The sequence below is a fragment of the Allosediminivita pacifica genome (assembly GCF_003054175.1).
Taxonomy (GTDB): domain Bacteria; phylum Pseudomonadota; class Alphaproteobacteria; order Rhodobacterales; family Rhodobacteraceae; genus Allosediminivita; species Allosediminivita pacifica.
Genome location: NZ_QBKN01000007.1, coordinates 140,082 through 165,411, shown reverse-complemented (window position 1 = coordinate 165,411; position 25,330 = coordinate 140,082). Strand labels below are relative to the sequence as shown.

The window sequence follows — 25,330 nt, the reverse complement described above, 5'->3', positions numbered from 1 at the left end:
ACACGCCTGCCACCGGGCCACGGGACACCCTGCATGACCAAGAAGACCCTCATCCTCAACGCCATGCTGATCGACCCGGAGGCCGACAGCCCCGCCCCCGGCGCCCTTCTGATCGAGGGCGGCCGCATCGCGCAGGTCTTCGATACGCCCATGCCGCAGGTCGATGACGCGGACCGCGTGGATGCGGCCGGCACCTTTGTCGCGCCGGGCATCGTCGACGTGGGCGTGAAGGTCGGCGAACCGGGCGAGCGGCACAAGGAAAGCTTCAAGACCGCAGGCCTCGCCGCTGCTGCCGGGGGCGTGACCACGATGGTAACCCGCCCCGACACCACGCCCGCCATTGATACGCCCGAGACGCTCGAATTCATCCGCCGCCGCGCCAACGAGGCTGCGCCGGTGAACGTCCTGCCCATGGCCGCCCTCACCAAGGGCCGCGAGGGCAAGGAAATGACCGAGATCGGCTTCCTCATGGACGGGGGCGCCGCTGCCTTTACCGACTGCGACCGCGTGGTCGAGGACACCAAGGTGCTGTCGCGCGCCATGACCTACGCCCGCGGCGTCGGCGCGCTGATCATGGCGCACCCGCAGGAACCCGTCCTGAGCCGCGGCGCCGCCGTCACCAGCGGCAAGTTCGCCTCGCTCAGGGGCCTGCCGGGCGTGTCCCCCATGGCCGAGCGCATGGGCCTCGACCGCGACATCGCCCTCGTCGAGATGACGGGCGTGCGCTACCACGCCGACCAGATCACCACGACCCGCGCATTGCCGCCCCTGGAACGCGCCAAGGCCAACGGCTTCGACGTGACGGCGGGCATCTCCATGCACCACCTGACGCTGAACGAACTCGACGTCGCCGACTTTCGCACCTTCTTCAAGGTCAAGCCGCCGCTGCGCTCCGAGGAAGACCGCCAGAACGTGGTCGAGGCGGTGCGCAGCGGCCTCATCGACGTGATCGGCAGCTTCCACACTCCGCAGGACGAGGAATCCAAGCGCCTGCCCTACGAAGAGGCCGCCTCTGGAGCCGTGGGACTGGAAACCATGCTGCCGGTTCTGCTGCGGCTCTACCACTCGGGTGAGCTCTCGCTGAACGTGCTGTTCCGGGCGCTGTCGGCCAACCCTGCGAAGCGGCTGGGGCTGGAGAGTGGCAGGCTTGCCAAAGGCGCGCCCGCCGACCTCGTGATGTTCGACGCCGACAAGCCGCTGATCCTCGACCGCTTCAAGCTGCGCTCGAAGTCCAAGAATACGCCCTTCGATGGCGCCCGCCTGCAAGGCAAGGTGCTGGGCACCTGGGTCGCGGGCACGCGGGTGTTCGAGGCATGAGCGCCGCGGTCATCTTCTGGACGGTGGCAGGCTATCTGCTGGGCTCGATCCCCTTCGGCATCGTCATCACGCGCGCCATGGGGCTGGGCGATCTGCGCAAGATCGGCTCGGGCAACATCGGCGCCACCAATGTGCTGCGCACCGGCAACAAGCCCGCGGCGCTCGCCACCCTTCTGCTCGACACCTTCAAGGGCGCCATCGCGGTGCTGCTGGCGCGCCACTTCGCGGGCGAGGGGCTCGCCCCGCAGCTCGCCGGGCTTGCGGCCTTCGCCGGGCACTGCTTCCCGGTCTGGCTGCGCTTCCTCGGCGGCAAGGGCGTGGCGACCTTCCTCGGGACGGTGCTGGCGCTGGCCTGGCCTGCGGGTCTGCTGTGCTGTGCATCCTGGCTGGTGGCCGCTGGCATTTCGCGCATCTCTTCGGTGGGCGCGTTGGGGGCTGCGGCATCCTCACCGGTCTGGATGTTGGTACTCGGGCGGGGCGACCTCGCTCTCCTGTGTCTTGCGCTGGCGGCGATCATCTTCTGGCGGCACAAGGAAAATATCGCCCGTCTTAGGGCAGGAACGGAGCCGAAGATCGGCGGCAAGCCGAAACCTGAGGACACTGACCGGCCGGAATAACGGCAGGTGTACCAGGTCAGCGGGTCCCTCGTCGCGATGGCGGCAGGCTTCGAGTCGATTGACAGTCAAGAATTTGATCATATTTTTCCGCCATCCCCGGACAGGAGGCGCCGATGACCATTCTTACCCCCAATTCCCCCACGGCCGAACTGCAGCGCGCCGACGCGGCCCATCACATGCATCCCTTTACCCATGGCCAAGGGCTGAACGACCGCGGTGCGCGGGTCATCACGCGGGCCGAGGGCTGCTGGCTGAACGACAGCGAGGGGAACCGGATCCTCGACGCCATGGCGGGGCTGTGGTGCGTCAACATCGGCTACGGCCGCCGCGAGCTGGCCCAGGCGGCGGCGCGCCAGATGGAAGAGCTGCCCTACTACAACACCTTCTTCCAGACGACCCACGTACCGGCGATCAACCTCGCCGCGCGCATCGCCGAATTGGCGCCGGGGGACCTGAACCACGTGTTCTTCGCCTCGTCCGGGTCCGAGGCCAACGACACCAACCTGCGGCTGGTGCGGACCTACTGGGCCGAGAAGGGCCAGCCCGAGCGCCAGTGGGTGATCTCGCGCTGGAACGCCTACCACGGCTCCTCGGTCGGCTCGGGGAGCCTGGGCGGCATGAAGGGCATGCACACGCAGGGCGGCATGCCGATCCCCGGCATCGCCCATATCGACCAGCCCGACTGGTGGTCCGAGGGCGGCGACATGACCCCCGAGGACTTCGGCCGCGCGCGGGCGAAGCAGCTGGAGGACAAGATCCTCGAGCTGGGCCCCGAGAACGTCGCGGCCTTCATCGCCGAGCCGGTGCAGGGCGCGGGGGGCGTGATCGTGGCGCCCGACACCTACTGGCCCGAGGTGCAGAAGATCGTCGACAAGTACGGCATCCTGCTGATCGCGGACGAGGTAATCTGCGGCTTCGGGCGGACGGGCAGGTGGTTCGGCTCGGAAACCGTTGGGATCCGACCCGACATCATGACCATCGCCAAGGGGCTTTCGTCGGGCTACCAGCCGATTGGCGGGTCGGTCCTGTCGGACGAGGTGGCCTCGGTCATTTCGGGCACCGAGTTCAACCACGGCTACACCTATTCGGGCCATCCGGTGGCTTGTGCCGTCGCGCTGGAGAACCTGCGCATCCTCGACGAGGAAGGCGTGGTGGACCGCGTGGCGAGTGATACCGGCCCCTACCTGAAGGAGCGCTTCGAGAGCCTGACGGATCACCCGCTGGTGGGCGAGGCGAAGATCGTCGGCATGATGGGCTCGCTGGCGCTGACGCCGGACAAGGCGTCGCGCGCCGCCTTTGCCTCGGAGGCGGGCACCGTCGGTTACATCACCCGCGAGCGGTGCTTTGCCAACAACCTGATCATGCGCCACGTGGGCGACCGGATGATAATCTCGCCGCCGCTGGTGATCTCGCGCGAGGAGATCGACGTGCTGATCGAGCGGGCCTGGCAGAGCCTCGACGAGGCGCACGAGGAGCTCAAGGCGCAGGGCCTGATGAAAGCCCGCTGAACGGGGGCCTCTGGGGTGTCCCGGGCCGGGACATTCCTGCGGCTTATATGAATCAATGGGTTACAGAGACGGTTTAACCGTTTCTTAGGATTGTCCCGGGATCGGGCAGTGCCATGAGGCGCTGCCCTTTTTCGTCGGAGAGGGTGCCGCTGCCGGACTGGCCCATGCCGAAGCGGCCGCTTGAGGGGAGCGGAGGGGGGCGTTTGAAGGGCGGACACTGCTGACCTCCGCCGCAGCGGCGGTCCGAACATCTAGCAAAGACGGAAGCCGACGTTCAGAGCAAACCAGAATTCAGCTTCCTTCTGCGGCAGTGCATGGCTCGCTCCAAACCCTTCGCGGGCTTCCAACGAGGCAGGAACCACCCCATCCATCTCAGCAGATACGGAAGACCACCTCAGCCTGCTGCCGCCGCGATCACATCCCGCATCGATCTCGGGGCTCGCCCGAGCAGCTCTGCGAGCGCTGGATCGGTCGCGGCAAAATCGCCCCGGCGTGCGGCCCGAAAGGTCCCGAGCAGCATCTTGGAGTAGATCTTGGGCACGCCTGCCGCGATCTGCGCCTCGACCCACTCCTCGTCCGCGACGACGGTATGACGAACCTCGTGCCCCAGAACCTCGGAGGCCATCGTGGCGATCTCGGCCATCGTGACCGCCTCGGTCGCCGTCAGCGGCGGGGTGGCGCCGTCCCCCGCCTCGTCGGACGCGAGGATCGCCGCATCCGCCTCGGCGAGGTCGGCACGCGCGGTCCAGCTCACCGGGCCGTCCTCGGGCACACGGAGTTCGCCTGCCCTCAGTCCGTCGCCGATCATCCGCAGGCAGCTCTCGGCGTAGAAGCCATGGCGGAGGGCGGTGAAGGGCACGCCGCTCTTCGCCAGGTCACGCTCGGTGCCCCAGTGTTGCGCGGCCGGTGCGAAGGGGGAATCCTCCCGTGCGCCCATATGGCTCGTGTAGAGAATGCGATGGGCAGCGGCCTCCCGCGCTGCTGCGATGGCGGTACGGTGAAGGGCCAGGCCTTCCTCGCCCAAGGTGCCGGCCGAGACGATCAGGACCCGCTCCGCGCCGGCGAAGGCCTCGGCAAGGCCATCGGGCTCGGCGAAGTCGCAGGGACGGACGTCGATCCCGAGATCCGCCAGGTCCCTCGCTTTCCCCGGATCGCGCACGCAGGCGCGAATGCGCCCGGTCGGAACGCTGGACGACAGGCTCTGGACGATCCCGCGGCCAAGCTGACCGGTGGCTCCTGTGATGATGAACATGGCTCACTCCTCGTGGTGGTCAGGCGCGTTCGGGCCCTGAATGCTTCAACACAGGGCAATCTACTGTTCACCCAGAGATTGATAAGCGGCCCATTCACGAATACCCTGTTCTTCGTGAAGAACAGTGTCTCGCACGACGATCTGGGCGTCTTCCTCACGGTGGTGCGCGAGGGCGGGTTCCGCGCGGCTGCGCGCCGCCTTGGCCTGGCGCCATCGAAGGTCAGCACCACCATCACCCGGATCGAGACCGAACTTGGCGTCCCGCTCCTGATCCGGACCACTCGCAGCGTACGGACCACCGAGGCGGGCCAGGCGCTGGCAGAGCGCATCGCGCCTCATCTGGCCGGTCTCGACGCGGCTCGGGGAGAGATAGCCGATGCGGCGGGCCGCGTGCGCGGTCGGCTGAAGCTGAATGCTCCAGGGGCGGTGATGCCCGACATCCTGCCCCGGCTCCTCGCCACACTGACTGCCAGGCATCCCGCGGTCGAAACCGAGATCGTGGTGGAGAACCGTCTTGTCGATATCGTCGCCGCGGGATGCGATGCCGGCATCCGCTACGGCGATTTCGTGGCGAAGGACATGGTCTCGATCCCGATCGGTCCGCGGACGCAACAGATCGCCCTTGCGGCAGCCCCCCAATACCTCGAGGCCAGGGGGACGCCGGCCGATCCCGAGGACCTAGCCTTGCACGAGGCAATCCGTTACCGCCTGCCGGACGGGCCCTTCCTGCCATGGACCCTGCGTGACGGTGCCGGGACGATCTCCGTCCAGCCGGTCACGCGCCTGGTTCTGAGTGTGGATGCCCTCGACACCGGGCGCGCCTATGCCCGGGCCGGGATCGGCATCATCGGGGCCTTCCGCAACTGGCTGGAGGAGGACTTCGCCAACGGATTGCTCGTCCCGGTCCTGCCTGATCGTTGGTGCGACATGGAGGGCCCGCGGCTCTACTATCCCAGCCGGTTCGGTTCCGCCGCATTGAGAGCTTTCGTGGAGATCTGCCGAGATGCCTCGGGCCGGTAGGGGCCGGTTCAAATCAAGTGCGTGATCGCGACTGAAGGGGAATGACCACTTTGTCCGCTGCTGACCTTCGCCCATCCGATTTTGCTGCGTGGCGTCACGAAGGTCCGGTTCGGGAAGCTACACCGCAGCGGGGCCAGGCTTGCGAATGGAGCGGGCGGTTGCCCCCCCCCAACCCTCCCCCTGCCAGGGGGAGGGCTGTGGCGCGTTGGGGCAGGTGGGGGCGCATGAATTCCGGCTGCGTCGGGTCGCCGACCGCTCGACGTTGAAAACATGCGCCCAGCGTGTTTCCCGGGCGCTTCGGTCAGGCCCTTCCTCGCGGAAATCAGGTCCCTGGCCTGTTGCCCGGGCGTACCTTGCCCCTCACCCTGACCCTCTCCCCCGGGGGGAGAGGGGATGTGTTGCGCGGGCTTTTCGGGGGGACGTCATTGACGGGTCTCCCCCCCCCCCTTGGGAGAGGGGAGATGTTGCGGGTGGGGCGGGCGTGGCGCCCACCCCGGGGGGCTCAGCTGTTGACGCGGTGGGGGGCGCCGTTGGCCATGTTGGTGCCGATGTAGGGCTTGCCGGCGCCCTTCCAGGCGCCGAAGCCGCCCTCCATGTGGGCGACGCGGGCCATGCCGGCCTCGATCGCGGCGCGGGCCACCTTTTCCGACCGCGCGCCGGAGCCGCAGTGGAAGACGATGCGCTTCTCACCCTGGCCGGGCAGGGCGTCGGCCACGAAGAAGGCCATGGGCATGAGCAGCGACCCCTCGATGTGTTCGAACATGAACTCCTGCGGGGTGCGCACGTCGATCAGCACGATCTCGTGGTTGTCGAAGGCCTTCTGCACCTCGTCCACAGTCCAGGTTTCTAGAATGGAGTCTCCGGCTTCTTCCGTCTTCATGTCGCGTCTCCTCAAAACAGGTTGGCGGGAATCTTGAAGTAGGACCTGCCGTCGCTTTCGGCAGGGGGCAGGCGACCGCCGCGCAGGTTGACCTGCAGGGCGTGCAGCATGCGGTCGGGCAGCGCGAGCGTGGCGTCGCGGTCGTCGCGCAGCTTGCAGTAGGCCTCCTCGGAGATGCCGCCGCCGAGGTGCTTGTTGTGGGCCTTGTGCTCGGCCACGGTGGCCTCCCACGCGGGGTCCTTGCGGTCGCCCACGGGCGGGTAGTCGTGGCCCACGAAAAGCCGCGTGTCGTCGGGCAGGGCGAGGATCGCCATGAGCGAGGCGTAGAGGTCCTTGGACGTGCCGCCCGGGAAATCGGCGCGCGAGGTGCCGCTGTCCACGTGCATGAAGGTGTCGTGCACGAAGGCGGCATCGCCCATGACGTAGGTGATCGAGCCCAGCGTGTGGCCGGGCGAGAGCATCACCTGCACGTCGAGCGAGCCGAGGCGGAAGGTCTCGCCGTCCTCGAACAGGCGGTCGAAGTCGCGGTCGGCGGCGAAGGCATCGGGGAGGTTGTAGAAATCGGCCCAGAGCTTGGCGATGTCGCGGGTCTTTGCGCCGATGGCGGCGGGGGCGCCGGTCTGTTCCTTGAGCCAGGCGGAAGCCATCATGTGGTCGGCGTGCGGGTGGGTGTCGAGGACCCATTCCACGGTGAGCCCCTGCGCCTTGACGAAGTCGAGGACCTCCTGCGCGCTGTCGGTGCGCGTGCGGCCGTGGGCGGGATCGAAGTCGAGCACCACGTCGATGAGGGCAGCCTTGCGTGTCGCGGGGTCGGTCGCGACGTACATGATGGATCCGGTGTCGGGGTCGTAGAAGCCGGTGACTTCGGGCGAGCCCTTGCCGGTCGACGGGCTGGTGCGGGTGAACATCTTACTCTCCATGCTGCGGTGTCTCGCGGTTTCCTTGCATTCAGGTAATGGAATATAACGCGAGTGCAAGGGGTGTTTCCCGCAATGGGGTTTCGCCGGGGTACGTGCCCAATTCAAGGGCGTCGCGGGCGCAACAGGTGCGTGCCGAGCGGGGATCGGAGATTTTGCCGCCTTAACACCGGCTTGGGCGCACTATAGCTAGGCTGCCAGAGAGGGAGTTGCCGCATGTATGATCTTGCCGCCTTCGGCGCCTGGGCCGAATTTGCCGTGCGTTGGCTGCACGTCATCACCGCGATCGCGTGGATCGGGTCGAGCTTCTATTTCATCGCGCTGGACCTTGGCCTGCACCGCGACCGCAACCTGCCCAGCGGGGCGGACGGCGAGGAGTGGCAGGTGCACGGGGGCGGGTTCTACCACATCCAGAAGTACCTCGTGGCGCCGGAGAAGATGCCCGACGATCTTGTCTGGTTCAAATGGGAGAGCTACGCGACCTGGCTTTCGGGCTTTGCGCTGCTGGTGCTGGTCTATTACCTGGGCGCGGAGTTCTACCTGATCGACCCGGAGGTCATGGACCTGGCCGTCTGGCAGGCGGTGGGGATCTCGGTCGCGTCGCTGGCGCTGGGGTGGCTGGCCTACAGCTGGCTCTGCAAGACCTTCGTCGAGGCGAACCAGACGGTGCTGATGGTGGCGCTTTTCGCTGTGCTGGTGGTGATGGCCTGGGGTTACACGCAGGTGTTCACGGGGCGCGCGGCGCTGCTGCACCTGGGGGCGTTCACGGCGACGATCATGTCGGCCAACGTCTTCATGGTGATCATCCCCAACCAGAAGGTGGTGGTGGCCGACCTGCTGGCGGGGCGGAAGCCCGATCCGAAGTACGGCAAGATCGCCAAGCAGCGCAGCACGCACAACAACTACCTGACGCTGCCGGTCATCTTCCTGATGCTGTCGAACCACTACCCGCTGGCCTTTGCCAGCGACTACAACTGGGTGATCGCGAGCCTCGTCTTCCTGATGGGGGTGACGATCCGGCACTTCTTCAACACCATGCACGCGCGCAAGGGGATGCCCTGGTGGACCTGGGCGGTGACGGTGATGATCTTCATCGTGATCGTGGGGCTGTCGACCTGGCCGCTTTACGATGCCGAGGAGGAGGAGGAGGCCGCGCTCGAGGGGAACCGCTTTGCCGAGGCTGCGGGATTTGACGAGGTTCAGAGCATCCTGATGGGGCGGTGTTCCATGTGCCACGCCGCCGAACCGGTCTGGGACGGGTTGCACTGGCCGCCCAAGGGCATCCGGCTCGATACGCCCGGGCACATGGTCGACAACGCGCGGGCGGTGCATCTTCAGGCGGGACTGAGCCATGCCATGCCGCCGGCAAACCTGTCGTTCATGGCCGAGGAAGAGCGCGCTGTGATCCGCCGCTGGTACGCGGCGGCCACGGGCGGGTAAGTCAGTCCTGGTGCGTGAGCGAGATCGGACGGAACCAGAGGCTTGCGAATCGTTGGCCGTAGACGGCCGAGATGGCTTCGTAGGTGATCAGGGGAACTGGCATTTTTCTGCTCCGATTCTAGTAAAATGCGACAGATGCGCGATACGTGTGCACTACGCCTGACAGGTGAGCGCTCTGTTAAGCGTGCGAGCTGTTTCCCACGCAACTTTATGACATGACAAGCCTTCAGATGTGTCATTCGTTCCCCGCGTCACATGGAAGTGACGTGATCGCCGCTCACGTCACCCCGACTTTCCGCGAATTCCCCGATTTCCAGAGACCGGCAGGTTTGCTAGGTTTTGTGTCATGAACACGCAGGCCCCCAATATCGACACTAGTCCACGCCCGGTCATCCGGCAGCTGGACGATTCCGCGATCAACCGGATCGCGGCAGGCGAGGTGGTGGAACGCCCCGCCAGCGCCGTTAAGGAACTGGTCGAAAACGCGCTGGATGCCGGGGCGCGGCGGATCTGCGTCGAGGTGGCCGACGGCGGCAAGACGCTGATCCGGATCACCGACGACGGTTGCGGGATGACCGCCGAAGAGCTGCCGCTGGCGCTGTCGCGCCATGCCACGTCCAAGATCGACGGGACCGACCTGCTCAACATCCATTCCTTCGGCTTTCGCGGCGAGGCGCTGCCGAGCCTTGGCGCCGTGGGGCGGCTGACAATCCAGAGCCGAGCGAAGGGTGCGGATCCGGCCGAGATCGCGGTCATGGGCGGCGAGATGGGCCGGGTGAAGCCCTGCGCGCTGGGGCAGGGCACGGTGGTCATGCTGCGGGACCTATTCCATGCCACGCCCGCGCGGCTGAAGTTCCTGCGCACCGACCGGGCCGAGATGCAGGCCATCAGCGACACCATCAAGCGGCTGGCCATGGCCGAGCCGAGCGTGGGCTTCGAGCTGCGCGACGTGTCGAACGGCGGCGACCGTGTGGTCTTTCGCGTCGATCCCGAAAGCGGCGACCTGTTCGATGCGCTGCGCGGGCGGCTGAGCCGCGTCATGGGCACGGAGTTCACCGAGAACGCCCTGTCGATCGAGGCCGAGCGCGAGGGGATTCGCCTGACGGGTCTGGCGGCGCTGCCGACCTATTCTCGGGGCAGCGCGGTGGCGCAGTACCTGTTCGTGAACACGCGGCCGGTGCGGGACCGGATGCTGATTGGCGCGCTGCGCGGGGCCTATCAGGATTTCCTGAGCCGCGACCGGCACCCGGCGGTGGCGCTCTTCGTGGATTGCGATCCGCACAAGGTGGACGTGAACGTGCACCCGGCCAAGGCCGAGGTGCGGTTCCGCGAGCCCGGCGTGGTGCGCGGGCTGATCGTGTCGTCGCTGCGCCATGCGCTGGCCGAGGCCGGGCACCGGGCGTCGTCGACCGTGGCCGAGGCGGCGCTGGGTGCGATGCGGCCCGAGCGGCCTTCGGGGCCGCCGCGGGTCTACCAGATGGACCGGCCGAGCGCCGGGGCGCGGCGGGCGGCCTACGACTGGCAGGCGCCTGCACCGGCACCGCAGTCACCGAGTGCCGAGCCGGGCTTTGCAGAGATGGCGCAGGCCTGGTCGGGACGGATGGTCGAGACGCCGGAGCCCGAGCCCGAGGCGGCGCCGGTCGAGGCGCTTCCGCTGGGGGCTGCGCGCGGGCAGGTGCACGAGAATTACATCATCGCGCAGACCGGCGACGGCATGGTGATCGTCGATCAGCACGCCGCGCACGAGCGGCTGGTCTACGAAAAGCTCAAGCGGCAGATGGCGGAACGGGGCGTGGCGGCGCAGGCGCTGCTGATCCCCGAAGTGATCGAACTGTCGGCAGGCGATGCGGAGCGGCTGCTGGCGGTGGCGGACGACCTGTCGCGCATGGGCCTGAGCGTGGAGCCCTTCGGCGCGGGTGCCGTCGCGGTGCGCGAGACGCCGGCGCTGCTGGGCGAGGTCAACGCCGAGCACCTGGTGCGCGACATCCTCGACGAGCTGGACGACAGCGGCGAGACGGGGCTTGTCCAGGAAAAGATCGAGGCGATCCTGAGCCGCGTGGCCTGCCATGGCTCGATCCGGTCGGGGCGGCGGATGCGGGCCGAGGAAATGAACGCGCTGCTGCGCGAGATGGAGGCGACGCCGCATTCGGGCCAGTGCAACCACGGCCGCCCCACCTATGTCGAACTCAAGCTGGCCGATATTGAGCGGCTGTTCGGGCGGAGCTGAATGGAAGACCTTGCCGAGGTCGGCGCGGCGCTCGACCAGGTCGGCCTGATCCTGTTCGGGGGCGGTGCGCTGGTGCTGCTGGTGCTCGTGCTGCTGATCGCGACCGCGCGCGGGGCCGCGAAGGCGGCGCGCAGCGTGGCGCCGCTGGCGCAGCAGATGGGGCAGATGCAGCAGCGGGTGGAGCGGCTCTCGGACGGTCAGGAGCGGCTGGCGGGCGGGTTGCACCACGTGTCCGAGGCGCAGACCAAAAGCCAGACCGCGATGCTGGAGCTGATGGAGCGGCGGCTGGCCGAGGTGCAGGCGCACATGAGCGACAGCCTGCACGGCGCCGCGCGGCGTACGGCGCATTCGCTGGGTGAATTGCAGGAGCGGCTGAGCGCCATCGACAAGGCGCAGGCCAACATCACGAAGCTGTCGGGCGACGTGCTGTCGCTGCAGGACATCCTGTCGAACAAGCAGACACGCGGGGCTTTCGGGGAAATCCAGCTGAACGATATCGTTCATGCCGCGCTGCCCTCGGACAGCTACGTGATGCAGGCGACGCTGTCGAACGGGCGGCGGGCGGACTGCCTGATCCGGCTGCCCAATCCGCCGGGGCATATCGTCATCGACAGCAAGTTCCCGCTGGAGCCTTACGAGGCGCTGCGCCGGGCCGAGAGCCCGGACCAGCAGGCGCGGGCGGGGCAGGGGCTGCGGCATGCGCTGCGGCGGCACATCCGCGACATCGCCGAGCGCTACATCATCGAGGGCGAGACAGCGGACGGGGCGCTGATGTTCCTGCCCTCGGAGGCGGTCTATGCCGAGCTGCACGCGCATTACCCCGAGGTGGTGCGCGAGGGGTTCGCGGCGCGGGTCTGGATCGTGTCGCCCACCACCTGCATGGCCACGCTCAACACCATGCGGGCGGTGCTGAAGGACGCGCGGCTGCGCGAGCAGACGGGCGCGATCCGGCGCGAGCTGGGGTTGCTGTCGGCCGACATGGAGCGGCTGGGCGACCGGGTGGGGAACCTCGACCGCCATTTCGGGCAGGCGGCGAAGGATCTGGCCGAGATCCGCACCTCGGCCGAGAAGGCCGGCAAGCGGGCAAAGCGGCTCGATAATTTCGATTTCGAGGACATCGGCGAGGCCCCGGCGGAGAATCGGGTTATGCCTTACGTTGCGTCCTCGGATGAGAAAGTTTAGCGTTAAACAAGTTTTTGCGCCCCACGCATAGGTGATATGCGCCTTGTGCCCTGCAACTCCGGAACTACGGCTGCTAAACCGGCGTTGCGCCCGGCTCGCAGAATTGCGACCATCGGGATGCACCCCATGCCGCGGAAGGCGGCGTGCGTTGGAAGGTTTAACGTTAAACCACTTTCTGCGCTGCAGCGGCGCGCCAGAGGGAGAGGGCATATGAAAGATACGCCGGAAGACATCGATCCGGTCGAATCCCAGGAATGGCAGGAGGCCGTCGAGGACGTCATCCTGCGTGATGGGCCGAACCGGGCGCATTTCCTGCTGGACAAGGCCGTGCAGCAGGCCCGCGCCGCCGGCGCCATCCTGCCGTTCTCGGCCACGACACCCTACCAGAACACGATCAGCCCGGACGACGAGGTCGACATGCCGGGCGATGCGGAGATGGAAAACCGCATCCGCGCGATCAACCGCTGGAACGCCATGGCGACGGTGGTGCGGCGGAACAAGGAGAGCAGCGAATACGGCGGGCACATCGCCAGCTTCGCCTCATCGGCCGCGCTCTACGACGTGGGGCTCAACCACTTCTGGCGCACGCGCAACCCGATGCATGGCGGCGACCTGGTGTTCTTCCAGGGCCACGTGATCCCGGGGATCTACGCGCGCAGCTTCATGGAAGGGCGGATCAGCCAGGACCAGATGGAGAACTTCCGCTCCGAGGTCGGTGGCGGCGGTCTTTCGTCCTACCCGCACCCCTGGCTGATGCCGGACTACTGGCAGTTCCCGACCGTCTCGATGGGGCTTGGCCCGATGATGGCGGTCTACCAGGCGCGCTTCATGAAATACATGGAGAACCGCGGCCTGATCGAGAAGTCGGACCGCAAGGTCTGGGCCTTCCTCGGCGACGGCGAGATGGATGAGCCGGAGAGCCTGGGTGCCATTTCCATCGCGGCGCGCGAAGGGCTCGACAACCTGATCTTCGTCATCAACTGCAACCTGCAGCGTCTCGACGGGCCGGTGCGCGGCAACGGCAAGATCGTGCAGGAACTCGAAGGCTCCTTCCGCGGCGCGGGCTGGGACGTGATCAAGCTGCTCTGGGGCCGTGGCTGGGACGAACTGCTGGAGCGCGATACCTCCGGCAAGCTGCGCCAGCTGATGGATGAAACGGTCGATGGTGACTACCAGACCTTCAAGTCGAAGAACGGCGCCTACATCCGCGAGCATTTCTTCGGGAAATACCCCGAGACCGCGGAGCTGGTGAAGGACTGGTCCGACGACGAGATCTGGGCGCTGCGTCGCGGCGGCCACGACACCAAGAAGGTCTACAACGCCTTCCTGCGTGCCACCAAGGCGAAGGGTCAGCCGACCTGCATGCTGGTCAAGACCGTCAAGGGCTACGGCATGGGCACCGGCGGCGAGGGCATGAACACCGCCCACCAGCAGAAGAAGCTCCAGGAAGACCAGCTGCGCGCCATGCGCGACCGCTTCCAGGTGCCGGTCTCGGACGAGGACCTGCCGAAGGCGCCCTATGTCTCGCTCAACAACGCGCAGAAGGCCTACCTGGCCGAGCGCCGCAAGGAGCTGGGCGGGGAATTCCCCAAGCGGATCCACGAGGTCGAGAAGCTCGAGGTGCCGGGGCTCGACAAGTTCAAGCAGCAGCTCGAAAGCACCGGGGATCGCGAGATTTCCAGCACGATGGCCTTCGTGCGCATCCTGACCACGCTTCTGCGCGACAAGAAGGTCGGCAAGAACGTGGTGCCGATCGTGCCGGACGAAAGCCGCACCTTCGGCATGGAGGGCCTGTTCCGGTCGGTGGGGATCTACAACCCGCTGGGCCAGACCTACGTGCCCGAAGACCGCGACCAGATGCTCTATTACAAGGAGAGCAAGGACGGTCAGGTGCTTCAGGAAGGCATCAACGAGGCCGGGTCGATGGCGGACTGGATCGCCGCGGCCACGTCCTACAGCACGCACGGCGTGCCGATGATCCCCTTCTACGTCTTCTACTCGATGTTCGGCTTCCAGCGCGTTGGCGATTTCATCTGGGCGGCGGGCGACAGCCGGGCGCGGGGCTTCCTGCTGGGCGGCACCGCCGGGCGGACCACGCTGAACGGCGAGGGCCTGCAGCACGAGGACGGGCACAGCCACATCCTCGCCCAGACGGTTCCGAACTGCATCAGCTACGACCCGACCTTCAGCTACGAGGTCGCGGTGATCGTGCAGAACGGTCTGAAGCGGATGTACCAGGACCAGGAAGACGTGTTCTTCTACATGACCCTGATGAACGAGAACTACACCCACCCCGAGATGCCCACGGGCGCCGAGGAGGGGATTCTCAAGGGGCTCTACCGGATGCGCAAGACGTCGCGCCCGGGCAAGAAGCACGTGAACCTGATGGGGTCGGGCACGATCCTCGTGCAGGCGCTGCAGGCCGCGGACATGCTGAAGGAAGACTTCGGCGTGACGTCGGACATCTGGTCGGCGACCAGCATGAACGAGCTGGCGCGCGACGGGCAGGATTGCCTGCGCCACAACCGCCTGAACCCGATGGCCGAGGAAAAGGTGCCCTACGTGACCGAGGTCATGAAGAGCGCCAAGGGTCCGGTCATCTGCGCCACCGACTACATGAAGAACTACGCCGAGCAGATCCGCGGGTTTGTTCCGAACCGGTTCACGGTGCTGGGCACGGACGGCTTTGGCCGGTCGGACAGCCGCGCGAACCTGCGTCGCTTCTTCGAGGTGGACGCCAACCACATCGCGGCGGCGGCCATGGTGGACCTGTGGCGCGAGGGGGCGGTCAGCGACCGTGACCTGGAGAAGGCGCTGAGCAAATACGACATCGACGGCGGCAAGCCGAACCCGCGCCTGAGCTGACGGGAAGGAGAGGGAAGTCTTATGACAGTGGAAGTCAAAGTTCCGGATATCGGTGATTTCAACGATGTTCCGGTGGTCACCATCCTCGTCAGCGCGGGCGACACGATCGCGGTCGAGGACCCCATCGTCGAGCTGGAGTCCGACAAGGCGACGATGGAAGTGCCCTCGTCGCATGCCGGCACCGTGAAAGAGGTGAAGGTCAGCGAAGGCGACAAGGTGAGCGAGGGCGCCGTCATCCTCATCCTCGAGGAGAGCGAGGAAGGCGGGGATTCCGGCGGTTCGTCCGATGGCGGTGACGCCAAGGAGGAGAAGGCCGAGGAGAAACCGGCGGAGCAGCCGGCCAAGGCCGAAAGCTCGGGCGGCGAGAGCAAGCCCGCGGCGGCGAGCTCGGACAGCGGCACCGTGACCGACACCGGGTTCAACAAGGTGCATGCCTCGCCCTCCGTGCGGGCCTATGCGCGCCGGGTGGACGTGGATCTGAACAAGATCAACGGATCGGGCCGCAAGGGCCGTATCCTTCGCGAGGACGTCGAGAAGGCGCTGAAATCGGCGGCCCCGGCCGCAGGTGCGGGCGCCGGTGCGCAGGGTGGCATGGGCATCCCGCCGATCCCCGCGGTCGACTTCTCGAAGTTCGGCCCCGTGGAAGAGGTCGAGATGAGCCGGATCAAGAAGCTGTCCGGCCCGGCGCTGCATCGGTCCTGGCTCAACATCCCGCATGTGACCAACAACGAAGAGGCGGACATCACCGACCTCGACAAGTACCGCAAGGAGCTGGACACGCAGGCCAAGGAGGAAGGCTACCGCGTCACGCTGCTGTCCTTCATCATCAAGGCCAGCGTCAGTGCCCTGAAAAAGCACTGGGAGTTCAACAGCTCGATCCACCCGGACGGCGACAAGCTGATCAAGAAGGACTTCTACAACATCGGCTTTGCGGCGGACACGCCCAACGGGCTGGTGGTGCCGGTCCTGAAGGACGCGGACCGCAAGGGCATCGTCGACATCTCGAAAGAGCTGGGCGAGCTGTCCAAGGCGGCGCGCGACGGCAAGCTGAAGGGCGACCAGATGCAGGGCGCGACCTTCACCATCTCGTCGCTGGGCGGCATCGGGGGTACGACCTTCACCCCCATCGTCAACGCGCCCGAGGTGGCGATCCTGGGCCTGTCGCGGTCCAAGATGGCGCCCGTGTGGGACGGCGAGCAGTTCGTGCCGCGCAATATGCTGCCCATGTCGCTGAGCTACGATCACCGGGCGATCGACGGCGCGCTGGCCGCGCGGTTCAACGCCCACCTGAAATACCTGCTGGCCGACCCGCGCCGGCTGATGCTGTGAGGGGGCAATCATGGATGTGAAGGTTCCCGATATCGGAGATTTCTCCGACGTTCCCGTCGTCACGATCCTCGTGTCGGTGGGGGACACGGTGGCCGAGGAAGACCCGCTGATCGAGCTGGAGTCGGACAAGGCGACCATGGAAGTGCCGAGCCCCGCCGCGGGCAAGATCACCGAGATCAAGGTTTCCGAGGGCGACAAGGTCTCGGAATGGTCGGTCATCATGGTGATGGAGGCCGAGGGCGGCGACGCCGGGTCTTCGGATGACGGCGGGTCCTCGGAGGAGGAGTCCGGGGGCAAGGCCTCGGAAGAGACCTCCAAGGGCGGTGGCTACGGCGACCGTGCGCCGCGCGAAGAGAGCAGCCCCAAGGCGGTGGAGCCCACGGGCACCTCGGGCGGCAAGGGCGACGTGCATGCCGAGGTGGTCGTTCTGGGCTCGGGCCCCGGCGGCTATTCGGCGGCGTTCCGGGCCGCGGACCTCGGCAAGAAGGTGGTGCTGATCGAGCGTTACGACACGCTGGGCGGCGTCTGCCTGAATGTGGGCTGTATCCCGTCCAAGGCGCTGCTGCACGTGGCCAAGGTCATCACCGAGGCTGACGAGATGTCGTCCCACGGGGTGAGCTTCGGCAAGCCCAAGGTCGAGCTGAAGGAGCTGCGCGAGTTCAAGGACGGCGTGGTCGGCAAGCTGACCGGCGGCCTCGAGGGGCTGGCCAAGGGGCGCAAGGTGCAGGTCGTGCGCGGTTTCGGGAAATTCACCGGACCCAACATGATCTCGGTCGAGGGCGAGGGTGGCGCGACCACCGTGAGCTTCGACCAGTGCATCATCGCGGCCGGGTCGGAATCGGTGAAGCTGCCCTTCGTGCCGCATGACGACGAGCGCGTCATCGACAGCACCGGCGCGCTCGAGCTCGAGGACATCCCCAAGCGGATGCTCGTACTGGGCGGCGGGATCATCGGGCTCGAGATGGCCTGCGTCTACGACGCGCTGGGCTCCAAGGTCACGGTGGTCGAGCTGATGGACCAGCTGATGCCGGGCGCCGACAAGGACATCGTCAAGCCGCTGATGGACCGCATCAAGGGCCGTTACGAGAACATCTTCCTCAAGACCAAGGTCACCGGGGTGGAGGCGCTCAAGAAGGGTCTGAAGGTCAGCTTCGAGGACGAGAAGGGCGAGAGCTTTACCGACACCTTCGACAAGGTGCTGGTGGCGGTCGGCCGCAAGCCCAACGGCGCCATGCTGGATGCCGAGAAGGCGGGCGTGTCGGTGGACGATCGCGGCTTTATCGCCGTGGATCATCAGCAGCGCACCGGCCAGAGCCACATCTTCGCCATCGGCGACGTGGTGGGCCAGCCCATGCTGGCGCACAAGGCGGTGCACGAGGGCAAGGTGGCGGCCGAGGTGACCGCGGGCGAGAAGCGGGCGTTCGACGCGCGCGTGATCCCCTCGGTGGCCTATACCGACCCCGAGGTGGCCTGGGCCGGCCTGACGGAAACGCAGGCCAAGGCGCAGGGCATCAAGTACGAGAAGGGGGTCTTCCCCTGGGCCGCGTCGGGCCGGTCGCTGTCGAACGGCCGTTCCGAGGGCATGACCAAGCTGCTGTTCGATCCCGAGGACGACCGGGTGATCGGCGGCGGCATCGTCGGCACCAACGCGGGCGATCTGATCGCCGAGGTGGCGCTGGCCATCGAGATGGGATCGGACGCTGTGGATCTTGGCCACACGATCCACCCGCACCCGACGCTGTCGGAGACGGTGAACTTTGCCGCCGAGATGTTCGAGGGCACGATCACCGACCTGATGCCGCCGAAGAAAAAGAAGAAGTGATCTTCGCGCCCTTGGCGTGAGACACCTCGAAGGGGCCGGGCGGAAGCGTCCGGCCCTTTTTCTTTCTCGTGGCGGTGGGAGGGGCCGGGCCGGCAGATCGGCCTTTTTTGCTTTCGATTTCACGGGCCATGCGCGGCGGGTCTTCGGCGTACAGAGCGAAGTTTTCCCACGACTGCTACCGGTCAAGCGCTGGTCCCGTCCGGAACAAGGGCCGCAGGCCCGCCGGACGAGCGCCGGACCGTCCCCGCGGTCTGGCGCTTTGGCCACCGGCGCGCGGCGTTCGGATGTCATTCGGATTGGCGTGCATAAAGCAGCTACCTCGGCGGATGCTGCGCCACACCACGGTCCGGCGTCCGTCCGGCTAAGCACCCGGGCGCTTGGCGCGCCTCAGATGATCTCGTCCTCGTCGAAGAGTGGCGCCGCCTCAAGATGATCGTCGAAGGTTTCGGCCGCGGCCTCGGCCTGCTTGGGGGCCTTGGGGATCGCCACGTGGAAGAGCGCGTCGCCCTCGTTCACCACGGGCAGGTTGGTGCGACCGATGACGATGCCCGCGGCCTCGGCGGTGATCTCTTCCTCGTGCTCGCCGAAGGGGTCCGAGACGACGCCGAGCACGGTGCCTTCCTCGACCCAGTCGCCGCTGGCCTTGAGCGTGCGCAGCAGCCCGCCGGAGGGGGCGCGGAGCCATGTGGAGCGCTCGCAGATGACCGACTGCATGCGGGTCTTGGGCACGCCCCGCCCGGCGATCATGCCGAGCTTGACCATGACCCGCAGGCTGCCCGAGACACCTGCCCGCACGGCGAATTCGTCGAAGCGCAGGCCTTCGCCCGCCTCGTAGAGCAGCACGTCGACACCGGCCTTGTCGGCCTCGAGCCGGAGCGACCCCTCGCGGGTCTTGGAGGTCAGGGTGACGGGCGCGCCGAAGGCGGCTCCGAGTTCGCGCAGGCGGTCGTCGCCGGGCGTCAGGCGGATCTGCGGCAGGTTGGTGCGACCGACGGCGGCGGAATGCAGGTCGATGCCCACGTCGCAGCGGCGCACCACCTGCTCCATGAACAGGTCGGCCAGCCGCGCGGCCAGAGAGCCGGTGTCGTAGCCGGGGAAGCAGCGGTTGAGATCGCGGCGGTCGGGCAGGTAGCGCGACTGGTTGAGAAAGCCGAAGGCGTTGACGATTGGCACTGCGATCAGCGTGCCCGAGAGGCGCTGCAGTGGCGTGGCGCGCAGCAGGCGGCGCACGATCTCGACGCCGACGACCTCGTCGCCGTGGATGGCGGCCGAGACGAACATCACCGGGCCGGGCCTGCGGCCGTGGATGATGTGTGCCGAAAGGGTCACGGGCGTGTGGTCCGACAGGACCGAGACGGGCAGGTCGATGGTCTTGCGGGTGCCGGGAGCCACCGTCTGTCCCCCGAGTTCGAACGGGTCGCGCATTCTGTCCTCCGCTTGCATCCGGTTCCGATTGGCAGGCCCGACGCCGATGGGCAAGTGCGGGCTTGCGGACCTGATACCGCTGCCGGCCGCACAGCCTTGCCACCGCCCCATCTTTTCGCGAATTTCTGAACCCATGCCCAGGGTTCTGAAAAATGCGATTCGGATTGCCCTCATCCCGGCGCTGGTCGGGGCAGGGGCCCCCGCGCTGGCCGACAGCGCGGGCCGCGAGGGACCCTGGCGGCTGAACGTGCATCCTGACCGCTCGGCCCCCGAGGTCTGCTGGATCTTCGCGCGCATGGGCGAGAGGGCGGGCGAGGACGCTGGCGATCCGGTGTCGCTGCACCTCTCGACATTCGCGGGGCGTCCGCTGCCCGAGATCTCGGTCGCGGTGGACGGCAGTTTCCGCGAGGATCTCGCGCTGTCGCTGCAGGTGGCGGGCGAGCGGTTCGCCTTCGACTTCGACGGGAAATACGCTTGGCTGTCGGAGACGGATGTGGCGGTGGCCCTGCCGCTTCTGCGCGAGGCGTCGCAGAACCGCGGCCAGGCGCTCCTCGTCATGGACGACCAGCGTGGCTACGAGGTCCCGCTGCGGCGGTTGGGGTCCGCCCTGGAACGGGTGCGGCAGCTCTGCGCCCGGTGATCCGGTGGGGGGGGCAGAGTGTCCTGCGACGTATCATCGATGCAACAGAGAAGCTTTGCGAGGCGACAAGTCTCTGTCATGTCGTGCAATTCAAGGTTGTGTGCGGAGGTAGTGATCGGACACGCCGTGATCAGGAGTTACTCATGCGACCGTTCCACCTTGTTACCGCCCTAGCCGTTCTTTCCGCCAGCGGCAGCGCAGCGCTGGCTCAGGATCAATCTCCCTACTCGGTGGGTCTCGGGCTGACCACGCTTGGTCCGACCATCGAGGGCAGCTACCAGGCAACGCCCGAGCTTGCGTTCCGCGGCATCATCGCCGTGCCCGTCGAAGGCGACGGGTCCGAGACCGAGGACGGGACCGACTACGAGTACGAATACGAGACCGGCGGTTTCGGTGTCGTAGCGGACTACTACCCGGGCGTCGGCGGGCTGCGCCTGACGGGTGGTCTGTTCAAGACCAACATGGGCGTCGATCTCGACGCGAGCGCCTCGGGGGCGGACACGATCACCATCGGCAACACCACCTATGCCAACGTCAGTGTTGGCGGCGACATGGAGTTCGAGCGCGAGATCGCGCCGATGCTGGCCGTTGGCTATTCCGGCATGGTCGGGGGATGGCAGCTGTCGGGCGAAGTCGGTGCGCTCTTCGTGCAGGGGATCGACGCGAGCCTCGAGCAGACCGGTGGCGCGCTGCCGATTTCCGAGGCCGACCTCAACGAAGAGGAAGACAAGCTCGAGGACGATTACGGCATCAGCGCCTACCCCTACGTGGGCATCAGCCTGACCTACCGTTTCTGATCCTGTCGGGGTTCCGAACAGGGAAATGGCGCCGGACATCCGGCGCCATTTTTGTTTGTGCTCAGCTCGGCAGCTTGGCCTTGCGCAGGTAGGGCAACACGGTGTCGATCTTGCCGTACTTGGCGATGGCGTCCTCGTCCGAGACCGAGGTGGGGACGATGACGTCCTGACCCACGGCCCAGTTGGCGGGGGTGGCCACGCCTTCGTTGGTGCTGGTCTGGAGCGCGTCGAGTGCGCGCAGCACCTCGGCGAAGTTGCGGCCGACGGTCATCGGGTAGGTCATCGACAGCTTGAGCTTCTTGTCGGGGCCGATGATGAAGACCACGCGCACGGTCGCGCTGTCGGCAGGGGTGCGGCCGTCGGGCAGGTAGGCCTCGGCCGGCAGCATGTCGAGCGCCTTGGAGAGCTCCAGACCGTCATCTGCGACGATGGGGAACTTCGGTGCGGTGCCGCCGACCTTCTCGATGTCGGACTTCCACTTCTTGTGGTCCTCGACGCCGTCGACGGAAATACCCATCACCTTGGTGCCGCGCTTGTCCCATTCGTCGGACAGTTGCGCCACGGCGCCGAATTCGGTGGTGCAGACGGGGGTGAAATCCTTGGGGTGGCTGAAGAGGATCGCCCAGCTGTCGCCGATCCAGTCGTGCAGCTTGTAGGTGCCGAGGTCGGTTTCGACGGTGAGGTTCGGAATCTCGTCGTTGATGCGCAGTGCCATGATGTCCTCCTTCATGGTGTTGGCTCTGAGGGTTAATCTATGACGCCCGGTCGGAGGTTGCATCCCTCGCATCGCAAGGACAGGGTGTCGCACGGCAGAAGAGGGGGCCCGCAGATGGCGGGCCCGCCATTCAAGAGGCTGAAAATGATCGAAAAACCTGATTTCTACATCGACGGCGCCTGGGTGGCGCCGCTGGAGGGGCGTGCGCACGAGGTGATCGCGCCCGCCACCGAGGAGCCCTGCACCCGGATTTCGCTGGGCGGGCAGGCCGATACCGATGCCGCCGTGGCCGCCGCCAAGGCTGCGCTGCCGGGCTGGATGGCGACGCCCGTGGCCGACCGAATCGCGCTGCTGGAAAAGGTGCTGGAGGTCTACAAGACCCGCGCCGAGGATCTTGCGCAGTCCATGTCGCTGGAGATGGGTGCGCCGCTCGACCTTGCGCGGCAGAGCCAGGTGGGTGCGGGGATCGCGCACCTGGGGGCCTACATCGACGCGGCGAAGGCCTTTCCGTGGGAAGCGCCGCTGGGCGATCACGCACCCAACGACCGCATCATCCACGAGGCGGTGGGCGTCTGCGCGCTCATCACGCCGTGGAACTGGCCGATGAACCAGGTGACGCTCAAGGTCGGCGCGGCCATGGTGGCTGGCAACACGATGGTGCTGAAGCCCTCCGAGGAAAGCCCGCTGAACGCGATGATCTTTGCCGAGATCATGCATGACGCCGGTGTGCCGAAAGGGGTCTTCAACCTGGTCAACGGCGACGGCGCGGGCGTGGGCAGCCAGCTTTCGGAGCATCCCGACGTGGATATGGTGAGCTTCACCGGCTCGACCCGGGCGGGCAAGCTGATCTCCAAGGCGGCGGCCGAGACGCTGAAGCGCGTGCACCTCGAACTGGGCGGCAAGGGCGCGAACCTGATCTTTGCCGACGCGGATGACGCGGCGGTGGAGCGTGGCGTGCGCAGCATGATGAACAACACCGGCCAGAGCTGCAACGCGCCCTCGCGGATGCTGGTCGAGGCCTCGGCCTACGACGCGGCGGTCGAAAAGGCCGCGAGCGTGGCGAACGGCATCGAGGTCGGCCCGCCCGACAAGGAAGGCAAGCACATCGGGCCGGTGGTGAACGCGACCCAGTGGGAGAAGATCCAGGGGCTGATCCAGGCCGGGATCGACGAGGGCGCGCGCCTTGTCGCCGGTGGTACCGGGCGACCCGAGGGCTTCAACAAGGGGTTCTACGTGCGGCCCACGGTCTTTGCCGACGTGACCAACGACATGACCATCGCGCAGGAAGAGATCTTCGGCCCGGTCATGACGATCCTGAAGTTCGAGGGCGAGGACGAGGCGGTGCGCATCGCCAACGACACGCCCTACGGGCTCACGAACTACGTCCAGAGCGGCGACGACAAGCGGCGTCAGCGGCTCGCGCGGCAGCTGCGCGCGGGCATGATCGAGATGAACGGCGAGTCGCGCGGGAAGGGCTCGCCCTTCGGCGGCATGAAGATGTCGGGCAACGGGCGCGAGGCCGGTTACTGGGGCATCCACGACTTTGTCGAGGTCAAGGCCGTCTCGGGCTGGGGCGAGGACTGATCGCGGGGCCGGGCGGCGCAGGCCGCCCGGTTTCCCCTCAGATCTTGAGGAAGGGCTGCGCGAGGCGTGGCAGCAGGCGCTTGAAGCGCAGCGGCGCGTCGGTCACGGCGAGGCAGATGCAATCCTCGGAGATGTCGGCGACGGGCGTGTGCTGCACGGCGTCGTCGGCGATCTCGATATCGCCGCGGGCGAAGCGGCCGTCCTCGTCCTCGAAGGCGCCCTTGAGCACCAGAGTGAGCTCGATGCCGTTGTGGCTGTGGTCGGGCATGGCGACGCCCGCGGGGATGTAGAGCAGGCGGGCCGTGGCCTCGGAGGAGGTGGGCAGGATTGCCTGCTTCACGCCCATGCCGACGGAGCGCCATTTCACGTCCGAAAGCCCCTTGCCGACGTAGGACAGGAGCGGCGCGGGCAGGACGGCGTCGGGTGTCGGTGCGGCAGGCACCTCTGGCGCGGGGCCGCGGATCGCCGCGAGCGCGCTTTCGCGGGCGCCGGCGGACATGTCCTCAGTTCCGCAGCGTTCGATCACGGAGCCGCCCACGGCCTCGTGCGCCTCGACGGCGGCGCGGCATTCGTCGCAGAGCGACACGTGCGTCGCCACGGCGAGGTTCACCGCTTCGGGCAGGGTGCCGGCGGCATATCCGAGGATCAGGTCCTCGGTCAGGTGGTGCCTTATCGTTGTCATTGCTTCCGCTCCATGGCGTGGCGCAGGCGGTCCAGCGCCAGCCGGATTCTCGACTTGATCGTTCCCAGTGGCAGGCCCGTCTCGGCGGCGATCTCGCTGTGGCTCAGCTCGCCGTAGAAGGCCTTTTCGATGAGGTCGCGCTGTTTCTCGGGCAGGTCCGCGATGGCCTGTCCGAGATGCGCGCTTTCCTGTTGCAGCTCGACGACCTCGGCCTGGTCGGGCTCGGCCTCGGGGCCCCAGGGCAGGTCCTCGGGCTCGGGGCGGCGCTGCTTGCGCAGGGCGTCGATTTTCTTGTTCCGGGCGATGGTGAAGATCCAGGTCGCCACCGAGGCGCGGGAGGGGTCGAAGGCGGCGGCCTTGCGCCAGACGGTCACCATGACCTCCTGCGCGCATTCTTCGGCCATCGCGGCGTCAGCGCCCGAGCGCATGAGAAACGCCTTCACGCGGGGCGCGAAGTGATCGAAGAGCGTCACGAAGGCGTCCTCGTCCGCGTGGTCGCGGATGCGGCGCATCTCCGTGATCCAATCCGCCTTGTCCTGCCGGGCCATCACTCCCACTCGCTTGGCTGCCGAAACCCGTTTCACCATGACATCGCAGGTCCGCGGCGCCGGTTCAACGGCGCCCGGTTCAAGGATCTCGAAGGGGTCGGTATGGCCAAACATGTACCCGATACGCGGCTTGGCACCCCTTGGATCAAAATTTTTCGGCGTGTCCTTGCTCCGTGTTGGTCAGCTTCGAACCCAACCTGTCCAATTGGACGCGTAGCCCCCTGCGCGGAATCAAGGGGCGTCAGCCCCGCCGCGCATCGCAGCCGCGCCCCCACGCGGCGGCGATTTGGCTACGCTTGGTGCTTCGTGTCGAGGTCTTTCGGAGTTGCCGGGATAAATCAAGAGGGTCATCGGTCGGGATCGCCACCGCGCGCGGCTGCCATGCGCGCCTCCGCGCCATGATCCGGACGGCGGCAATGTCCGCTTGGCGGACCAACACGGTTCAAGGACACGCTCAAATCTTCCGCGGGCCGCGCGATCAGGTTTTCGTGGGAACGGCGGGTTTTTCGGGCTGCGAGTCATCCGATGTGCCGATCCATGCGTAAGCCTGTGAAACACCAAGC

Annotated in this window: 20 protein-coding genes; 13 read left to right on the top strand and 7 right to left on the bottom strand. The window is 66.9% G+C overall.

The genetic code is table 11. From position 1 onward, the window contains the following. The first annotated feature begins 33 nt into the window (after positions 1-33). From pyrC to C8N44_RS07520, 3 genes are all read left to right on the top strand, one after another. Complete coding sequence (gene pyrC, locus C8N44_RS07530) at positions 34-1,317, top strand: dihydroorotase (protein WP_107975572.1); 1,284 nt, start codon at positions 34-36, stop codon at positions 1,315-1,317. Then, on the top strand, positions 1,314-1,934 hold the full coding sequence (gene plsY, locus C8N44_RS07525) for a glycerol-3-phosphate 1-O-acyltransferase PlsY (RefSeq protein WP_107975571.1): 621 nt from the start codon (positions 1,314-1,316) through the stop codon (positions 1,932-1,934). The genes pyrC and plsY overlap by 4 nt, the downstream gene beginning before the upstream one ends. A gap of 113 nt (positions 1,935-2,047) precedes the next feature. Then, a complete protein-coding gene (locus tag C8N44_RS07520) occupies positions 2,048-3,442 on the top strand; it encodes an aspartate aminotransferase family protein (protein ID WP_107975570.1) in 1,395 nt (464 codons plus the stop codon). 394 nt (positions 3,443-3,836) lie between these two features. Here the strand turns inward: C8N44_RS07520 and C8N44_RS07515 are convergent, their stop codons facing one another. Beyond that, on the bottom strand, positions 3,837-4,694 hold the full coding sequence (locus tag C8N44_RS07515; RefSeq protein WP_107975569.1) for an NmrA family NAD(P)-binding protein: 858 nt from the start codon (positions 4,692-4,694) through the stop codon (positions 3,837-3,839). A gap of 114 nt (positions 4,695-4,808) precedes the next feature. Between C8N44_RS07515 and C8N44_RS07510 the strand changes: the two genes are divergently transcribed. After that, on the top strand, positions 4,809-5,714 hold the full coding sequence (locus C8N44_RS07510) for a LysR family transcriptional regulator (RefSeq protein WP_107975596.1): 906 nt from the start codon (positions 4,809-4,811) through the stop codon (positions 5,712-5,714). A 502-nt stretch (positions 5,715-6,216) separates the two neighbouring features. On the opposite strand, the gene C8N44_RS07505 is transcribed toward C8N44_RS07510, so the two are convergent. Together C8N44_RS07505 and C8N44_RS07500 are read right to left on the bottom strand one after the other, a co-directional pair. After that, positions 6,217-6,594 (bottom strand): rhodanese-like domain-containing protein, encoded by a 378-nt coding sequence (locus C8N44_RS07505; RefSeq protein ID WP_107975568.1) that lies wholly within the window; start codon positions 6,592-6,594, stop codon positions 6,217-6,219. 11 nt (positions 6,595-6,605) lie between these two features. Next, the gene (locus C8N44_RS07500) at positions 6,606-7,502 is read right to left on the bottom strand and encodes an MBL fold metallo-hydrolase (protein WP_107975567.1); all 897 of its coding nucleotides are present in this window, start codon (positions 7,500-7,502) and stop codon (positions 6,606-6,608) included. 225 nt (positions 7,503-7,727) lie between these two features. On the opposite strand from C8N44_RS07500, the gene C8N44_RS07495 reads away from it, so the two are divergent. The 6 genes from C8N44_RS07495 to lpdA all read left to right on the top strand — a co-directional run bounded on the left by C8N44_RS07495 (position 7,728) and on the right by lpdA (position 18,376). Then, a complete protein-coding gene (locus C8N44_RS07495; protein WP_107975566.1) occupies positions 7,728-8,951 on the top strand; it encodes a urate hydroxylase PuuD in 1,224 nt (407 codons plus the stop codon). Between the two features lie 346 nt (positions 8,952-9,297). Beyond that, entirely contained in the window at positions 9,298-11,178 is a 1,881-nt protein-coding gene (gene mutL / locus C8N44_RS07490; protein ID WP_107975565.1) for a DNA mismatch repair endonuclease MutL, read from the top strand. Next, a complete protein-coding gene (locus C8N44_RS07485; protein ID WP_107975564.1) occupies positions 11,179-12,360 on the top strand; it encodes a DNA recombination protein RmuC in 1,182 nt (393 codons plus the stop codon). A gap of 210 nt (positions 12,361-12,570) precedes the next feature. Next, positions 12,571-15,225 carry a pyruvate dehydrogenase (acetyl-transferring), homodimeric type gene (gene aceE, locus C8N44_RS07480; protein WP_107975563.1) on the top strand — a complete coding sequence of 885 codons (2,655 nt, stop codon included), beginning with the start codon at positions 12,571-12,573 and terminating at the stop codon, positions 15,223-15,225. A 21-nt stretch (positions 15,226-15,246) separates the two neighbouring features. Beyond that, the gene (gene aceF / locus C8N44_RS07475) at positions 15,247-16,554 is read left to right on the top strand and encodes a dihydrolipoyllysine-residue acetyltransferase (protein WP_107975562.1); all 1,308 of its coding nucleotides are present in this window, start codon (positions 15,247-15,249) and stop codon (positions 16,552-16,554) included. Between the two features lie 10 nt (positions 16,555-16,564). Continuing rightward, complete coding sequence (gene lpdA / locus C8N44_RS07470) at positions 16,565-18,376, top strand: dihydrolipoyl dehydrogenase (RefSeq protein WP_107975561.1); 1,812 nt, start codon at positions 16,565-16,567, stop codon at positions 18,374-18,376. 387 nt (positions 18,377-18,763) lie between these two features. Here the strand turns inward: lpdA and C8N44_RS07465 are convergent, their stop codons facing one another. Beyond that, on the bottom strand, positions 18,764-19,801 hold the full coding sequence (locus tag C8N44_RS07465) for a succinylglutamate desuccinylase/aspartoacylase family protein (RefSeq protein WP_107975560.1): 1,038 nt from the start codon (positions 19,799-19,801) through the stop codon (positions 18,764-18,766). Between the two features lie 133 nt (positions 19,802-19,934). Between C8N44_RS07465 and C8N44_RS07460 the strand changes: the two genes are divergently transcribed. After that, positions 19,935-20,441: a hypothetical protein gene (locus C8N44_RS07460; RefSeq protein WP_146178820.1), complete on the top strand. Its 507-nt coding sequence runs from the start codon at positions 19,935-19,937 to the stop codon at positions 20,439-20,441. Between the two features lie 143 nt (positions 20,442-20,584). After that, positions 20,585-21,238 carry a hypothetical protein gene (locus C8N44_RS07455; RefSeq protein ID WP_146178819.1) on the top strand — a complete coding sequence of 218 codons (654 nt, stop codon included), beginning with the start codon at positions 20,585-20,587 and terminating at the stop codon, positions 21,236-21,238. A gap of 61 nt (positions 21,239-21,299) precedes the next feature. Here C8N44_RS07455 and C8N44_RS07450 read toward each other — a convergent pair whose 3' ends face one another. Then, positions 21,300-21,953, bottom strand: coding sequence for a peroxiredoxin (locus C8N44_RS07450; protein WP_107975557.1), 654 nt, complete (start codon positions 21,951-21,953; stop codon positions 21,300-21,302). 144 nt (positions 21,954-22,097) lie between these two features. On the opposite strand from C8N44_RS07450, the gene C8N44_RS07445 reads away from it, so the two are divergent. Next, on the top strand, positions 22,098-23,537 hold the full coding sequence (locus C8N44_RS07445; RefSeq protein WP_107975595.1) for an aldehyde dehydrogenase family protein: 1,440 nt from the start codon (positions 22,098-22,100) through the stop codon (positions 23,535-23,537). A 37-nt stretch (positions 23,538-23,574) separates the two neighbouring features. On the opposite strand, the gene C8N44_RS07440 is transcribed toward C8N44_RS07445, so the two are convergent. Both C8N44_RS07440 and C8N44_RS07435 read right to left on the bottom strand, forming a co-directional pair. Beyond that, complete coding sequence (locus C8N44_RS07440; RefSeq protein ID WP_107975556.1) at positions 23,575-24,219, bottom strand: ChrR family anti-sigma-E factor; 645 nt, start codon at positions 24,217-24,219, stop codon at positions 23,575-23,577. Next, positions 24,216-24,767 carry a sigma-70 family RNA polymerase sigma factor gene (locus tag C8N44_RS07435; RefSeq protein ID WP_280514074.1) on the bottom strand — a complete coding sequence of 184 codons (552 nt, stop codon included), beginning with the start codon at positions 24,765-24,767 and terminating at the stop codon, positions 24,216-24,218. Before C8N44_RS07435 ends, C8N44_RS07440 begins: the two co-directional genes overlap by 4 nt. Positions 24,768-25,330 lie beyond the last annotated feature (563 nt).

Bases quoted from the DNA above. Each gene is read 5' to 3' on its own strand.
- pyrC (WP_107975572.1), top strand. From the start codon at position 34: ATGACCAAGAAGACCCTCATCCTCAACGCCATGCTGATCGACCCGGAG.
- plsY (WP_107975571.1), top strand. From the start codon at position 1,314: ATGAGCGCCGCGGTCATCTTCTGGACGGTGGCAGGCTATCTGCTGGGC.
- C8N44_RS07520 (WP_107975570.1), top strand. From the start codon at position 2,048: ATGACCATTCTTACCCCCAATTCCCCCACGGCCGAACTGCAGCGCGCC.
- C8N44_RS07515 (WP_107975569.1), bottom strand. From the start codon at position 4,694: ATGTTCATCATCACAGGAGCCACCGGTCAGCTTGGCCGCGGGATCGTC.
- C8N44_RS07505 (WP_107975568.1), bottom strand. From the start codon at position 6,594: ATGAAGACGGAAGAAGCCGGAGACTCCATTCTAGAAACCTGGACTGTG.
- C8N44_RS07500 (WP_107975567.1), bottom strand. From the start codon at position 7,502: ATGTTCACCCGCACCAGCCCGTCGACCGGCAAGGGCTCGCCCGAAGTC.
- C8N44_RS07495 (WP_107975566.1), top strand. From the start codon at position 7,728: ATGTATGATCTTGCCGCCTTCGGCGCCTGGGCCGAATTTGCCGTGCGT.
- mutL (WP_107975565.1), top strand. From the start codon at position 9,298: ATGAACACGCAGGCCCCCAATATCGACACTAGTCCACGCCCGGTCATC.
- C8N44_RS07485 (WP_107975564.1), top strand. From the start codon at position 11,179: ATGGAAGACCTTGCCGAGGTCGGCGCGGCGCTCGACCAGGTCGGCCTG.
- aceE (WP_107975563.1), top strand. From the start codon at position 12,571: ATGAAAGATACGCCGGAAGACATCGATCCGGTCGAATCCCAGGAATGG.
- aceF (WP_107975562.1), top strand. From the start codon at position 15,247: ATGACAGTGGAAGTCAAAGTTCCGGATATCGGTGATTTCAACGATGTT.
- lpdA (WP_107975561.1), top strand. From the start codon at position 16,565: ATGGATGTGAAGGTTCCCGATATCGGAGATTTCTCCGACGTTCCCGTC.
- C8N44_RS07465 (WP_107975560.1), bottom strand. From the start codon at position 19,801: ATGCGCGACCCGTTCGAACTCGGGGGACAGACGGTGGCTCCCGGCACC.
- C8N44_RS07460 (WP_146178820.1), top strand. From the start codon at position 19,935: ATGCCCAGGGTTCTGAAAAATGCGATTCGGATTGCCCTCATCCCGGCG.
- C8N44_RS07455 (WP_146178819.1), top strand. From the start codon at position 20,585: ATGCGACCGTTCCACCTTGTTACCGCCCTAGCCGTTCTTTCCGCCAGC.
- C8N44_RS07450 (WP_107975557.1), bottom strand. From the start codon at position 21,953: ATGGCACTGCGCATCAACGACGAGATTCCGAACCTCACCGTCGAAACC.
- C8N44_RS07445 (WP_107975595.1), top strand. From the start codon at position 22,098: ATGATCGAAAAACCTGATTTCTACATCGACGGCGCCTGGGTGGCGCCG.
- C8N44_RS07440 (WP_107975556.1), bottom strand. From the start codon at position 24,219: ATGACAACGATAAGGCACCACCTGACCGAGGACCTGATCCTCGGATAT.
- C8N44_RS07435 (WP_280514074.1), bottom strand. From the start codon at position 24,767: ATGGCCCGGCAGGACAAGGCGGATTGGATCACGGAGATGCGCCGCATC.